The organism is Micromonospora sp. NPDC047074 (assembly GCF_040643815.1).
GTDB lineage: Bacteria > Actinomycetota > Actinomycetes > Mycobacteriales > Micromonosporaceae > Micromonospora.
This window is the reverse complement of record NZ_JBEYVB010000018.1, coordinates 91,384-105,987: the sequence shown is the minus strand read 5'-3', so window position 1 is coordinate 105,987 and position 14,604 is coordinate 91,384. Positions and strand designations below refer to the sequence as shown.

11 protein-coding genes are annotated in these 14,604 nt (G+C 71.5%); 7 read left to right on the top strand and 4 right to left on the bottom strand.

What is annotated here, in order from left to right; all coding sequences use genetic code 11:
- Nucleotides 1-14: 14 nt before the first annotated feature.
- From ABZ809_RS21645 to ABZ809_RS21625, 5 genes are all read left to right on the top strand, one after another.
- Entirely contained in the window at nt 15-392 is a 378-nt protein-coding gene (locus ABZ809_RS21645; RefSeq protein ID WP_357564371.1) for a nuclear transport factor 2 family protein, read from the top strand.
- Nucleotides 389-715, top strand: a complete 327-nt coding sequence (locus tag ABZ809_RS21640) for a TIGR04076 family protein (RefSeq protein WP_357564370.1) — start codon at nt 389-391, stop codon at nt 713-715. The genes ABZ809_RS21645 and ABZ809_RS21640 overlap by 4 nt, the downstream gene beginning before the upstream one ends.
- Nucleotides 712-1,716, top strand: coding sequence for an LLM class flavin-dependent oxidoreductase (locus ABZ809_RS21635; protein WP_357564369.1), 1,005 nt, complete (start codon nt 712-714; stop codon nt 1,714-1,716). The genes ABZ809_RS21640 and ABZ809_RS21635 overlap by 4 nt, the downstream gene beginning before the upstream one ends.
- Nucleotides 1,717-1,881: 165 nt before the next feature.
- Entirely contained in the window at nt 1,882-4,266 is a 2,385-nt protein-coding gene (locus ABZ809_RS21630) for a discoidin domain-containing protein (RefSeq protein ID WP_357564368.1), read from the top strand.
- A gap of 70 nt (nt 4,267-4,336) precedes the next feature.
- Nucleotides 4,337-6,373: a glycosyl hydrolase family 28-related protein gene (locus ABZ809_RS21625; RefSeq protein ID WP_357564367.1), complete on the top strand. Its 2,037-nt coding sequence runs from the start codon at nt 4,337-4,339 to the stop codon at nt 6,371-6,373.
- Nucleotides 6,374-6,512: 139 nt separating this feature from the next.
- On the opposite strand, the gene ABZ809_RS21620 is transcribed toward ABZ809_RS21625, so the two are convergent.
- Nucleotides 6,513-7,328: an ABC transporter permease gene (locus ABZ809_RS21620; protein WP_357564366.1), complete on the bottom strand. Its 816-nt coding sequence runs from the start codon at nt 7,326-7,328 to the stop codon at nt 6,513-6,515.
- Nucleotides 7,325-8,302 (bottom strand): ATP-binding cassette domain-containing protein, encoded by a 978-nt coding sequence (locus ABZ809_RS21615; protein ID WP_357564365.1) that lies wholly within the window; start codon nt 8,300-8,302, stop codon nt 7,325-7,327. Before ABZ809_RS21615 ends, ABZ809_RS21620 begins: the two co-directional genes overlap by 4 nt.
- Before the next feature lie 54 nt (nt 8,303-8,356).
- On the opposite strand from ABZ809_RS21615, the gene ABZ809_RS21610 reads away from it, so the two are divergent.
- Together ABZ809_RS21610 and ABZ809_RS21605 are read left to right on the top strand one after the other, a co-directional pair.
- Nucleotides 8,357-9,127, top strand: a complete 771-nt coding sequence (locus ABZ809_RS21610; RefSeq protein ID WP_357564364.1) for a TetR/AcrR family transcriptional regulator — start codon at nt 8,357-8,359, stop codon at nt 9,125-9,127.
- Nucleotides 9,128-9,355: 228 nt separating this feature from the next.
- Entirely contained in the window at nt 9,356-10,732 is a 1,377-nt protein-coding gene (locus tag ABZ809_RS21605; RefSeq protein WP_357564363.1) for a M23 family metallopeptidase, read from the top strand.
- 115 nt (nt 10,733-10,847) lie between these two features.
- Here the strand turns inward: ABZ809_RS21605 and ABZ809_RS21600 are convergent, their stop codons facing one another.
- Together ABZ809_RS21600 and ABZ809_RS21595 are read right to left on the bottom strand one after the other, a co-directional pair.
- Nucleotides 10,848-12,914 (bottom strand): N-acetylmuramoyl-L-alanine amidase, encoded by a 2,067-nt coding sequence (locus ABZ809_RS21600; RefSeq protein ID WP_357564362.1) that lies wholly within the window; start codon nt 12,912-12,914, stop codon nt 10,848-10,850.
- 20 nt (nt 12,915-12,934) lie between these two features.
- A complete protein-coding gene (locus ABZ809_RS21595; protein WP_357564361.1) occupies nt 12,935-14,380 on the bottom strand; it encodes a VCBS repeat-containing protein in 1,446 nt (481 codons plus the stop codon).
- Nucleotides 14,381-14,604 lie beyond the last annotated feature (224 nt).

The window sequence follows — 14,604 nt, the reverse complement described above, 5'->3', positions numbered from 1 at the left end:
GGAAGCGAGTCCCGATGACCGTTGACGATCTCACCGCCGCCATCACCGACATGTACCGGTCGCTGGGCGACCGTGCCGCGTTCGACGCCCGCCTGCACCCCGAGCTGACGATCTGGGAATCGGACGCACCCGAGCTGCTGGACGGGCTGGCCGCCCTGGACGACCTGCGGGACCGCCGGGCGGCGGACCGGGGCCCGGCCGCGCCCCCCACCTCGGTCGCGCCCGAGCAGTTCCGGGTCGAGTCGTGGGACGACACCGGCCTGGTCCGCTACGTCCTGCGGGCCAGGTACGCGACCGGGCAGCCGGACGACTGTTTCCGGGTGACCGACGTGCTGCGCCGCGACGAGCGGGGCTGGCGGATCGTGCACCACCACGCGGAGGCGGTCCGATGAGCGCCGAGGAACCGGTCACCGACCTCTACGACCTGCGGGTCGTGGTGGAGCGGATCGAGGGTCGGTCCGTCTGCGGCCTCCAGCCGGGTGACTACATCGACCTGACCGAGTCGAACCGGCTCAGCATCCCGACGGGCAAGCACTTCTGCCTCTACGCCCTCGCCGCGTGCCTGCCCCTGCTGCCGGCCAAGCAGCGCCCGTTGCCGCCGGAGGACTGGCTGGCCCGGGACTGCCACGTGGCCTGCCCCGACCCCGACGAGCGGGTCATCCTGCGCATCGAGCGGACCGGCCGGCGCCAGATTCCGACTGGAGAACTGACGTGAGCACCGACGACGGACGCCGGCTGGTCGGCATCGGGCTGCAGTCCGACAAGAGCGCCGACGAGTACGCCGCGCTGGCCGAACTCGCCGAACGGCACGGCTTCGACGTGCTGTCGGTCTTCGGCGACCTGATGTACCAGCCGCCGATCTTCCCGCTGCTGGTGGCCGCCCGGCACACCCGGCGGATCAGGCTCGGGTCGGCCTGCCTCAACCCGTTCACCATGCACCCGGTGGAGATCGCCGGGCAGGTCGCGGCCCTGGACCTGGCGTCGGACGGGCGGGCCTACCTCGGGCTGGCGCGGGGCACCTGGCTGGACCAGGTCGGGGTGCCGCAGGCCAGGCCGCTGCGCCGGATCACCGAGACGGTCGACGTGGTGCGACTGCTGCTCTCCCGCGACGAGGGCGGCTTCGCCGGCCGGGAGTTCACCGTGGCGCCCGGCACCGCCCTGCGCTACGCCCCGGTCCGCGCCGACGTGCCGGTCCTGGTGGGCACCTGGGGTCAGCAGACCGCCCGGACGGCCGCCGCGTTCGCCTCGGAGATCAAGGTCGGCGGGTCGGCCAATCCGGCGATGGCCAAGACGATGCGGGCCTGGCTGGACGAGGCCACGCCCGCCGGCCGGGAGCAGGTGGGTGTGGTGATCGGGGCGGTCACCGTGGTGGACGAGGACGGCGCCCTGGCCCGCCGGGTGGCCCGCACGGAGGTCGCCATGTACCTCGCCGTGGTCGCCGCCCTCGACCCGAACGTCGACATCGACCCGGAGTTGCTGGCGCGGATCCAGCAGCACGTGGCCCGCCAGGAGCACGACCTCGCCGGCGCGCTGATCGGCGGGGACCTGCTCGACCTGTTCGCTTTCTCCGGCACCCCGGAACACGTCGCCGCGCAGGCCGCGGCGGTGTTCGACGCCGGGGCCACCCGCGTGGAGTTCGGCACCCCGCACGGGCTGACCCCGGCCGGCGGCGTCGACCTGCTCGGCCGCCGGGTGCTGCCGCTGCTCAGGGAGTGACGCCGCGGTGGGGGCGGGCCGGAAGGGGTTCCCGACCCGCCCCCATCCTGACTAATTTCCGCGCCCGGTCGCGTTCTTTCAGCGCAGGGTCTCGCTCTTGCATTGTGGAGTCGCCTACTGCACCATGGCCATCGATACCTTTCCGCGACCGGAAGGAAGACGGCCATGGCGGTGTCCCGTCGGAGACTCATCGGATCCCTCGCCGCGGGTTCGGCGCTCGCCGCCGTCTCCCCCACCGACCTGGTCTCCGCCCTGCGCGGCACGGCCTTCGCGGCCAGCCCGCCCGGCGACGTCGTCGGCAAGGTGTCGGTCGGCTACCAGGGCTGGTTCAGCTGCCCGGGTGACGGTGCGCCGATCGGCGGCTGGTGGCACTGGAGCCGCGACCGGTTCCAGCCGCCCGCCCCGGCCAACACCACGATCGTCTCCTGGCCGGACATGCGGGAGTACACCCGCGGCTACACCACCGCGTACCCGCCGCTCGGCAACGGCCAGCCGGCGCAGCTCTTCTCCTCCTACGACCAGCAGACCGTCGACACCCACTTCCGCTGGATGCAGGAGCACGGCTGCGACACCGCCGCGCTGCAACGGTTCAACCCGTTCGGCGACGAGGGGCCGACCCGCGACGCCATGGCGGTCAAGGTGCGTGGCGCGGCGGAACGCTTCGGCCGCAAGTTCTACATCATGTACGACGTCACCGGCTGGACGGCGATGCAGTCCCAGATCAAGGAGGACTGGACCACCCGGATGTCCGCGCACACCGCCTCACCGGCGTACGCGCGGCAGAACGGCCGGCCGGTGGTCTGTATCTGGGGATTCGGCTTCAACGACGACGGCCGCCCGTTCGCCCCCGCCGCCTGCCTCGACGTCGTCAACTGGTTCAAGGCCCAGGGCTGCTACGTCATCGGCGGCGTGCCGACCTACTGGCGGCAGGGCGTCAACGACTCCCGACCGGGCTTCTCGGACGTCTACCACGCGTTCCACATGCTCTCGCCGTGGATGGTCGGCCGCACCGGCACCCTCGACGGGCTCGACTGGTTCCACACCAACGTTAACGTCCCCGACCTGGCCGACTGCGCCGCGCACGGCATCGACTACCAGCCCTGCGTGATGCCGGGCGACCTGTCGTCCGGGCACCGCCGCCACGGCGACTTCTACTGGCGGCACCTCTACAACATGACCCGGCTGGGCGCCCAGGGCCTCTACGTCTCCATGTTCGACGAGTACAACGAGGGCAACCAGATCGCCAAGACCAGCGAGACGCAGGCGACCACGCCGGCGGGGGCGGGCATCCGGGCACTGGACGAGGACGGCACCGCCTGCTCGGCCGACTACTACCTGCGGATCACCGCCGACGGCGGCCGGATGTTCAAGGGCCAGCTCGCCCTCACCCCCGTACGGCCCACGCCGCCCGTCGTCGGCGGCGGCCCGCCGCCCGGCGGCGACCTCGCCGCGGGCCGGCCGGCGTCGGCGAGCAGCCAGAACGGCCCGTTCGCCGCCGGCAACGCAGTCGACGCCGACCCGAACAGCTACTGGGAGTCCGCCAACAGCGCCTTCCCCCAGTGGTGGCGGGTCGACCTGGGCGCGAGCCACCCGGTGGCCCGGATCGTCCTCGCCGTGCCCGCCGGCTGGGAGGCGCGCACTCAGACGCTGACGGTGCAGGGCAGCACCGACGGCACGAATTTCACGACGCTCGCCGGGCCGGCCGGGGTCAGGTTCGACCCGGCGACCGGCAACACCGCGACCCTCACCGTGCCGTCCACCGCCGCCCGGCACGTCCGGGTCACCGTCACCGGCAACACCGGCTGGCCGGCGGCCCAACTCGCCCGGGTCGGGGTGTACGCGGCGACCGGCACGCCCACCCCGCCCACCCCGCCGGGCGGCCTCACGGTGACCGGGCGGACCTCGACGAGCGTGTCGCTGGCCTGGACGGCCTCGACCGACCCCGACGGCGTGACCGGCTACCAGGTGCGCCGCGACGGGCAGACCGTGGCGTCCGTCGCGGGCACCTCCGCCACCGTCGGCGGGCTGACGCCCCAGACCGCGTACACCTTCACCGTGGTCGCGGTGGACACGACGGGCGCGTCCTCGGCGCCGTCCAACGCGGTGTCGGTGACCACCGACGCGGCACCCGGCGCCGACCTCGCCCGGGGCAGGGCGGTGACCGAGAGCAGCCACGTGCAGGCCTACGGCTGCGCCAACGTCGTCGACGGCAACGCCGACACCTACTGGGAGAGCGCAGGCAACGCCTTCCCGCAGTGGGTGCGGGTCGACCTCGGCACGACCGTCGCCGTCGGCCAGGTCGTGCTCCGGCTCCCGCCCGCCGCCGCCTGGCAGCGGCGCACCCAGACGCTCTCGGTCGAGACGAGCCCGGACGGCACCGCCTGGAGCACCGCCGTCGCGTCCGCCGCCCACGTCTTCGATCCGGCCACCGGCAACCGGGTGACGATCGCCGTCCCGGCGACGCCGGGCCGGTACGTGCGGATCCGCGTCACCGCCAACACCGGCTGGCCGGCGGCGCAGCTGTCCCAGATCGAGGTCTACGCCGCATAGCGGCCGTCACCGTCGCCCGCGCGGCCCGGCCGCGCGGGCGGACCCGTCCCACCACGAGAAGAGTCCGCACATGTCCATAGTCAGATCCACCGTGCCCGGACGGCCGTCCCGGCGGCCCCGGGCGGCGGTCGCCGCCGCCGTCGCGTTCGCGACCGCACTCGGCGTCCTGGCCGGCGCGCCCGGCCCGGCCGCCGCCGACCCGTCCGCCGGGCCCGTCGTGACCAGGGCCGCCCTCGACCCGCGACTCGTCGCCGGGCGCGGCGCCGACGTCGCCTTCGTCGAGCAGGAGGCGGAGAACGCCAGCACGGACGGTGAGGTCATCGGCCCCGACCGCACCGCCTACACGCTGCCCGCCGAGGCCTCCGGCCGGCGGGCCGTCCGGCTGACCCCGGGGCAGCACGTCGAGTTCACGCTGCCCCGCGCGGCGAACGCGATCACCGTGCGGTACAGCATCCCCGACGCCCCGGGCGGCGGCGGCATCACCGCCCCGCTCGACGTCGCGGTCAACGACCGGCGGGTCCGGACGATGACCCTCACCTCGCAGTACTCCTGGCTCTACAACCAGTACCCGTTCTCCAACGATCCCGACGCCGGGCTGCTGCACCCGGACTGGTGGATCACCGAGTGCTCGTGCGTGCCGGCGGAGACCACGCCGTACCCGAGCATTCCCACCCCGTTCCGCCCCAGCCACTTCTACGACGAGCAGCGCCTGCTGCTCGGCCGGACGTACCAGGCGGGCGACCGGGTCCGGCTCACCGCCCCCGCCGGCAGCAACGCGGCGTGGACGGTGATCGACCTGCTGGACTCCGAACTCGTCGGCCCGCCGCGCGTGCGGCTGCGCGCGGCGAACGTGCTGGCCTTCGGCGCGGACCCGACCGGCCGCCGCGACTCCGCCCCCGCCCTGGACCGGGCCATCGCCTTCGCCCGGCGGGCGGACGTGCCGGTCTACCTGCCGCCCGGCACCTACCAGGTCAACCGGCACATCATCGTCGACGACGTGACGATCGAGGGCGCCGGTAGCTGGTACACGATCGTCAAGGGACGCGAGGTCGCGCTGCCCACGCCCGCGCCGGACGGCTCGGTCCACACCGGCGTCGGCTTCTACGGCAGGGACGCCGCCGACGGCGGCAGCCGCAACGTGCACCTCTCCGGCTTCGCCATCGAGGGCGACGTGCGGGAGCGCATCGACACCGACCAGGTCAACGCGATCGGCGGCGCGATGAGCGACTCCACCATCGACGGGCTGCACCTGCGGCACACGAAGGTGGGCATCTGGTTCGACGGGCCGATGAGCAACGTACGGGTCACCAACACGATCATCGTCGACCAGATCGCGGACGGGCTCAACTTCCACACCGGCGTCACCGACTCGCTTGTCGCCCACACCTTCGTCCGCAACAGCGGCGACGACGGGCTCGCGATGTGGTCGGAGAAGGTCGGCAACGCCCGCAACACGTTCGACCACAACACCGTGCAGTCGCCGGTGCTGGCCAACGGCATCGCCCTCTACGGCGGCACCGACCTCACGGTGTCGAACAACCTGGTCGCCGACCCGGTGCGGGAGGGCAGCGCGATCCAGGTCGGTTCCCGTTTCGGCGCGCAGCCGTTCACCGGACGGCTGCTCGTCACCGGCAACACCACCGCCCGCGCCGGCACGTACGAGCTGAACTGGAAGATCGGGCTCGGGGCGATCTGGTTCTACGCGCTCGACCGGGACATCGACGCGAGGATCGAGGTGGTCGGCGACAGCTACCTCGACAACACCTACAACGCCATCATGCTGGTCAGCGACTGGCCGGTGAAGGACCTGTACTCGATCACCAACGTCCAGTTCCGCGACATCCGGGTCGACGGCACGGGCACCTCGGTGGTGAGCGCCCGCTCGGCGGGCTCGGCGTCGTTCGACAACGTCGACGCCCGCAACGTCGGCGCGGTCGGCGTCAACAACTGCGGCTCGTTCCACTTCACCCCGGCAGGCTCGGAGTTCACCCTCACCGACCTCGGCGGCAACGACGGCGGCTGGCTGGCGCCGTGGCTCCTGCCGAACACCATCACCTGCGACGACCGCCCGCCGGTCGTGCCGCCGCCGCCACCGTCGGCCTGGTGAGCCCTCGCGGTGGGCGGTGGACGTCGCCGCCCACCGCGCCGGCCAGGTCTCTGCCAGGCGGGTGTCCAGCGCCAGGTCGGAGGCGAAGCGGGATCGCATTCCGGTACTCCTTGGATGGACATCTGTCACTCCCGCACCTTTACCGTCCTCTGCGCAGGTAGGCACGCAGCGACAGCGGGACGAACACCGCCAGCAGCGCGGCCGACCAGAGCAGGACGGCGGCCACCGGATGCGCGAGTGGCCAGGCCACGTTTCCGGACGGGACACCGGGGTTGCCGAACAACCCACGTGAGGCGGCGGTGAGCGCGCTCACCGGGTTCCAGTCGGCCAGGAGGCGCAGCCAGCCCGGCATGCCGCCGGTCGGGACGAACGCGTTCGACAGCATCGCGATCGGTAGGCCCAGCGGCACCATCGCGTCGGCGACCTGCTCGTTCCTCACCGCCAGGCCCACATAGACACCCACCCAGCTCAGCGCGTACCGCAGCACGATCATCAGCAGGAACGCCTGGGCCGTGGAGATCAGGCCGCGGTGCGGCTGCCAGCCCACCAGCAGGCCCGTACCCACCATGATGGCCAGCATCAGCAGGCCGGTCAGCAGATCGGCGCCGGTCTGCCCGAACGGCACCGCCAGGCGCGCCATCGGCATGGAACGGAACCGGTCCATCACCCCGCGGGAGGCGTCGCTGGCCGTCCGCGTCATCACCCCCAACCAAGCGGAGAAGGTCACCATCGCGAACAGGCCGGGCATGAGGTACTCGCGGTAGTCATCGCCGGGCACCTGGATCGCGCTACCGAAGACATACCCGAACAGCACGACCATGACGGCCGGGAAGATCAGCGCGGCGACGATCTGCCCGGGTTCCTGCCGCAGCCGTCCCAGCTCGCGACCGATCAGGGTCAGCCCGTCGGTGAACGTCCAGCGTAAACGACTCAGCGGTGAGGTGAGGGTGGTCATCGGACGGGCTCCTTGCGATCGGTGAGGCGCAGGAACACCTCGTCGAGAGTGGGGCGGCGCAGGCTCACGTCGGCGGCGGCGACTCCGGCGTGGTCGAGCGCGCGCACGATGTCGGCAAGGCGAAGGCCGGTGGCAGGCAGGGCGACGCTGAGCCGGTCGGCATCAGTCGTGGGTTCGGTGCCGACCAGGGTGTGCAGGACGGTCGCCGCCGCAGGCAGCGCGGCGGGGTCTTCGAGGGTGACATCGAGGCGGTCCCCGATCGTGGCCTTCAGCTCGTCGGGCGTGCCCGTGGCGATCACCCGCCCGTGGTCGATGACGACGACGTCGTCGGCCAGGTGGTCGGCCTCGTCCAGGTACTGCGTGGTGAGCAGCACCGTGGTGCCATCGGCCACCAGCTCGCGGATGCTGTCCCAGATCTCGCCCCGGCTGCGCGGGTCCAGGCCGGTGGTGGGCTCGTCCAGGAAGAGCACCTCGGGGCGGAGGATGAGGCTGGTGATCAGGTCCAGGCGGCGCCGCATGCCGCCGGAGTAGCCGGCGACCGTGCGGTCGGCGGCGTCCATCAGCCCGAATCGGTCGAGCAGTTCGTCGGCCCGCCGGTGCGCCTCGCGGCGGGACAGGTGGTAGAGGCGTCCGAACATGCGCAGGTTGCCGCGGCCGGTGAGCTTCTCGTCCACGGCGGCGTACTGGCCCGCGAGCCCGATTCTCTCCCGTACCTTGCCGGCCTCGCGGACGACGTCGTACCCGGCGATGCGGGCGTGCCCCGCATCGGGATCGGACAAGGTCGCCAGGATGCGCACCACGGTGGTCTTCCCCGCGCCGTTGGGTCCGAGCACGCCGCAGACCGTTCCTCGCGGAACGCTCAGGTCCAGCCCCCGCAGCGCTTGGGTGTCGCCGAAGGACTTGTGCAGCCCTTCGGCGACCACGATCGGGTCCGCCATGGCCCCTCCCCCACTGGGTACGTTGTACGCGGTCATGGCGGCCACGCTAGGCGACTGGGTACCATGTACGCAACCAGGAGGGGTGGAACGGTGACAGACGCCGAGTACGTGAACGTCTGGATGCGGCCCGAGCGCCCGGCCTACGGGCCGAAACCGGCCTACAGCCGTGCCCGGATCACCGAGGCGGCGATCCGAATCGCCGACGCCGAAGGGCTGGAGGCTGCCACCATGCGGCGGATCGCCGCCGAGATCGGCGCGGGCGCGATGTCTCTCTACCGGTACGTCCCCAGTCGCGACGACCTCATCGAGCTCATCGCCGACCGGCTGCAGGGCGAGATCGACCTCGAGGGCATGCCCTCCGGCGACTGGCGCGCGGACCTGACCCGCTACGCCGACGGGCTGCGGGCCATGTGGCTGAGGCACCCGTGGATCGCCACCGTGCGCCGGACACTCCCCAGCTACGGCCCCAACCAGCTACTCGTGATCGAACGGGTGATGGGCGCCCTCGACGTCCACGTCTCCATCGACGAGAACCTCGGCCTTATCGCCCTGCTGACCGGCTACGTGGAGAGCGCCGTCCGCGATGAGATCGGCTGGGCCGAGGAGGCCCGCCGCAGCGGACTCGGCGAGCCGGAGTGGATGGTGCGCAGCGGCCCGCGTGTCGAGCAGCTGATGAAGAGTGGGGAATACCCGATCTTCACCAAGATCGTGGTGCAGGCGCGCCGGCCGCACCTGAGCCGCGACGAGCAGTTCCGGCACGGGCTGGAACGCGTCCTCGACTGCATCGCCGCGGCCATCCCACCAGCGGCCGAGCCTCCAGCACCGGCACCTCGAAAAAGGCGGAAAGACCGCGGCGATTAGCCGCCCCGCCACTCGGCGGGAATCCGCCGGGCCGAGTTGCGCCGGGAGGCGACGGCCCGCGCCCAGCGCGGCCGTTGCCCCGTCGGGCCGGACTGCCCGCGCCGCACGGATCGCGCGCCAGGGAACCTCGATCATGACGAGGAACCGTAGGGCTCACACATTCCAGACAGTGCGATCGTATGATCGACACCCTTCTACCTCGACGCTCCTCCCGGAGGGCACTTCTCCATGACGGGTCCACTCGCCCGCGTCCTCGCCTCGGCCCGGTTGGCGCTGGCCACCGCCGGTGCCACGGTCCTCACGATCGCCGGCGGCACCGCTGTCGTCTCCACACCTGCCCAGGCCGCCGGCCCTCGCCCGCACTTCCAGCTGCCGTTCCCCTGCGGGGAGACCTGGCGGCTGGCCACCTACTACGGCCACGACGACTACGACATCGACATGACCTGGACCGGCGGGGCCAGCAACGGCCGGCCGATCCTCGCCTCGTACGCCGGGACCGTCACGTTCGCCGGCTGGACCAGCGGCGGCGGCTGGTACGTGACCATCGACCACGGCGGTGGCTGGCGGACCAGCTACGCGCACATGATCGAGTCGCCGATGGTCCGGGCCGGGCAGTGGGTCTCGACCGGCCAGCAGCTCGGCCGGGTCGGCAGCACCGGCAACTCCACCGGCCCGCACCTGCACTACGAGCAGACGCGCGACGGCGTGAAGACCGAGGCGTACTTCAACGGGGCGCCCTCCGGCATCACCTCCGACGGCAGCCCGCACACCGGGCCGCTGTACGTCTCCGGCCCCACCACGCCGGCCCGGAACCTGACCAGCCAGAACTGCGGGCAGGTCAGCAGCAACCGCCAGGCGTACGAATCCGGCAGCCACAGCGGCTGGCAGATGCTGGGAGTCAACGGCGTCACCGGCTCGGCCGTCGCCTCGATGGTCATGGGCACGAACAAGCTGCTCTACACCGTCAACGACGGCCGGGTGTACGAGGCGTCCAGCGACACGGGCTGGCGCAACCTCTGGACCGGCATCTCCGGGGTCAGCAACAACGCCCTCGCCGTGATCAACGTCGACGGCGTCAAGTACATCTACACCGTCGCCGGCGGCATGGTCCACGAAGCCGCCAGCAACAACGGCTGGCGCAACCAGAACACCGGCATCTCCGGAGTCAGCGCCAACGCCCTCGCCGCGATCGACCTCGACGGCGTGAAGATCGTCTACACCGTGGCCGGCGGCATGGTCCACGAGGCCGCCAGCAACGCCGGCTGGCGCAACCAGAACACCGGCATCGCCGGGGTCAGTCCCAACGCCCTCGCCGTCATCAACCTCGGCGGAGTGAAGCACATCTACACCGTCGCCGGCGGCATGGTCCACGAGGCCGCCAGCAACAACGGCTGGCGCAACCTCAACTCCGGCATCTCCGGGGTGAGTCCCGACGCCCTGGCCGCGATCGGCTTCGACGGCGTGAAGATCGTCTACACCGTGGCCGGCGGCATGGTCCACGAGGCCGCCAGCAGCACCGGTTGGCGCAACCTCAACTCCGGCGTTCGCGGCACGGCCGTCTCGGCGACGAGCCTCGGCGGGGTGAAGATCCTCTACACCCTCTGACGGCGTCGCCGCCCGGCGCTCACGTGCCGGATCCGACCGGCCTGGAGCGGGTGGCCGGCCTCGCGAGGCGGGGCTGCCGGTCGTCGACCGGCAGCCCCGCCCGCGATCCGGTCGGTCAGAGCGTGGTCTCGCCGTTGAGGCCGAAGAAGTCGTGCCACTTGGCCCCGCCGCCGAAGGCGCTGCCGGTGGAGAGTCCCACGTAGACGTCGTTGGTGGCGCCCTTGCTGAACACGATGATGTCGTCGCGGCCGTCGCCGTTGACGTCGGCGAGGTAGGGGAATTCGCCGGCGAGGCAGAAGAAGTCGTTCCACTTCACCGTCGTGCCCACGAAGCCTGTGCCGTTCGACACCGCCGCGTAGACGTCGGCGTCGGCGTTGCAGGTGAAGGTGACGATGTCGTCGCGGCCGTCGCCGTTGATGTCGCCGACGCGGGGTTGTTCGGCGCCGACGGCGAACAGGTCGTGCCACTTCTGGCTGGCGCCGAACGCGGTGCCGGTGGACAGGGCCACGATCACGTCCGCCGCCGTCGCCGGCCCCTGGGTGAAGGTGATGATGTCGTCGCGGCCGTCACCGTTGACGTCACCGAGAGCCGGGTACTCGCCGCCGATCGAGAAGAACTCGTGCCACTTCTGCCCGGCCCCGAACGACGAGCCCGTGGAGAGCGCGACGTACACGTCCCCGGCGGCGTCGTGCGTGAAGGTCACGATGTCGTCCTTCCCGTCACCGTTCACGTCACCCACCGCGGCGACCTCGGCACCCGGGGCGAACCAGTCGTGCCACTTCGCCCCCGGCAGGAAACCGGTGCCGGTCGACAGCCCGACGTACACGTCACCCAGTGAGCCGTGCGTGAACGCGACGATGTCGTCCTTGCCGTCGCCGTTGAAGTCACCCGTCAGCGGCGTCTCCCCCGACAGCGCGAAGTAGTCGTTCCACTTGACCGAGGTCCCCGCGAAGCCGGCGCCCGTCGACGTCGACACGTACACGTCGGCCAGCGAGCCGTGCGTGAACGTGACCACGTCGTCCCTGCCGTCACCGGAGAAGTCGGTCGGCGAGCCGGCGAGGTACTTCGCCCCGCCCCCGCCGCCCTGGTTCACCAGCGAGATGTAGTAGTTCCAGTTCCAGTTAGGTCCGGGGTCGGTGTGGTCGTTGCCAGGAATCTCGTTGTGCCCCTTGATCCCGGTGCGGTTCTTCGGGATGCCGTACTTGTCGCAGAGGTAGCGCACGAGCGCGGCCGACGAACGGTACATCGCGTCGGTGAACCACGCCGGGTTGTCCACGTAGCCCTCGTGTTCCAGGCCCACGCCGTAGGCGTTCCCGGATCGGGCGTGGTAGGCGGTGTCGCCCTCCCGCACCATCTGGGTGATCTCGCCGTTGCTCGACTTGATGACGTAGTGCGCGCTGACGCCCGACGACGGGTTCTGGAACCAGCTGATGGTGCCCGCGTAGGAGCCCTGGGTCACGTGCAGGATCACGGTCGTGATGCGGCTGGACCGGCCGGCCGCGTAGTTCGCGCCGTTGGCGGCGATCCAGCGGGCCGGGCCGTACTCGGGAACGGCGGCCGCGACGGCGGCGGGCGCCTGGGTGCTCCCGGTCGCCGCCACCGTGGCGAGGCGGCCGCGTTCCGGCTCGACCCGGTGCGGCCGCACCGGGGCCGCCCCCGGGACGCCCCGTTGCAGCAGCTCGTAGACGTGGTCCGCGTACAGCCGCGCGGCGTCGTCGGTCGCGGCGCCGTACGCGGCGACCACCGGGTACCAGGCGGTGATCCGGTCACGGTCGCCGGCCGTCAGGCCCTGCGCGTCGGCGAGGTCGCGCAGCACCGCCGCGCCGCCCCGGATGTTGGCCGGTGTCGCCGACTTCAGTCTCGCGACCGGCTCCCCGGTCAGCTCCGCCGCCCGTTCCAGACTGTGCCGGACGGGGTTGCTCACCAGGTGCATGACGCCGTAGCCGTTGGCCTGGCTGGGCTTGCCGTCGTGCGCGTCGAGGCGGGACTCCCCGTAGCCGACCGCGACCAGCAGGTCCCTGGGCACGTCGAACTCGTGCGCCGCACGGGTGAAGGCCGTGTCCAGGGCGGTGCGGGTCGGAGCGGCCGCCGCGACCGTCGACGGGCCGACGACGGCACCGGCAAGTGCCGCGACGACCAGGGCGACGGTGCCGCGACGCCAGCCCGGGTGTTTCGCTGTCATGGGTACCTCCGGTTCAGGCGTCACAGTGTCGCCTCGCCGTTGAGGCCGAAGAAGTCGTGCCACTTGGTGCTGCCGCCGAAGGCGCTGCCCGTGGAGAGTCCCACGTAGACGTCGTTGGTGGCGCCCTTGGTGAAGACGATGATGTCGTCCTTGCCGTCGCCGTTGACGTCGCCGAGGTAGGGGAATTCGCCGGCGAGGCAGAAGAAGTCGTTCCATTTGATGGTGGTGCCGGCGAAGGAGGTGCCGGTGGAGACGGCGGCGTAGACGTCGGCGTCGGCGTTGCAGGTGAAGGTGACGATGTCGTCGCGGCCGTCGCCGTTGACGTCGCCGACGCGGGGCTGTTCGGCGCCGACGGCGAACAGGTCGTGCCACTTCTGGCTGGCGCCGAACGTGGTGCCGGTGGACAGGGCCACGATCACGTCGGACGCCGTCGCGGGCCCCTGGGTGAAGGTGATGATGTCGTCGCGGCCGTCGCCGTTGACGTCACCGAGAGCCGGGAACTCCCCGAACGGGCTGAAGAACTCGTGCCACTTCTGCCCGGCCCCGAACGACGAGCCGGTGGAGAGCGCCACGTACACGTCCCCGGCCGGGTTGTGGGTGAAGGTCACGATGTCGTCACGGCCGTCGCCGTTGACGTCACCCACCGCGCCGATCTCCGCGCCCGGGGCGAACCAGTCGTGCCACTTCTGGCTGGCGCCGAAGGACGAGCCGTTGGACAGCGCCACGTAGACGTCGCCGGTGTTGCTGTGGGCGAACGTGACGACGTCGTCGCGGCCGTCGCCGTTGACGTCGCCGGTCGACGCGGTCTCCCCGCCGATGGAGAAGAAGTCGTGCCACTTCTGCGAGGTGCCCGCGAAGGTGGCGCCGGTGGAGGTGCTCACGTAGACGTCGGCGAGGGCGTTCTGCGTGAAGGTGAGGACGTCGTCGCGCCCGTCGCCGTTGACGTCGGTCGGCGAGCCACCGGCGATCTGGTGCGTGCGGGCCGCCTCGTTGAGCAACGAACGTGCCTTGGCCGCCACCTGGTCGTAGCGGTCGGGGAAGCCCGACCGCTGCACGCACTGCGCGACCTGGCCGGCGGAGTAGCCGGGGTTGTTGCGGTCGCAGACGATGGCACGGGTGACGTACTGCGTGGTGGCGTAGACCGGGTCCATGATCTGTTCCGGCGTGCCCCAGCCGTAGTCCCAGCGCTGCTGGAAGACGCCGAGCGAGGACTTGTCGCCGCAGGGCAGGTTGTTCATGTGGGACTCGACCCAGCCCGCCTCGAAGGCGGAGAGCAGCACCTTGTCGTTGGCGTTGTGGGCGCGGGCGACCCGGTAGACGACCACGTTGACCGCGGGGTCGTGGTTGGCGGGTATGGACGGACAGGCGAGGGTGCCGATCGGGCCGGCGGACGCCGGGGCGCCCACCGCGACGGCCGCGACGGCCGTGCAGAGGGCGACCAGCATCGCCAGGGGTGTACGTCTCACGGTGCTCCTCGGGGAAAGGTGCGCTGGCGGCGGTGGGCAGGCGTCCGGGAGAGGGTGTCTGACAGGCGGACGAGCGTGATGCGGTCAGCGTGCGGGTGGAGCAAGAAATCGATTGCTGACGAGTGTCCTGAACAGAGTTGCGGATGTCAATAGACGCACGCCACGGGCCGGGCCGGGACCGGAACCCGGCGGAAAACTCCAACCGGCGCCACCAATCGGTCAGG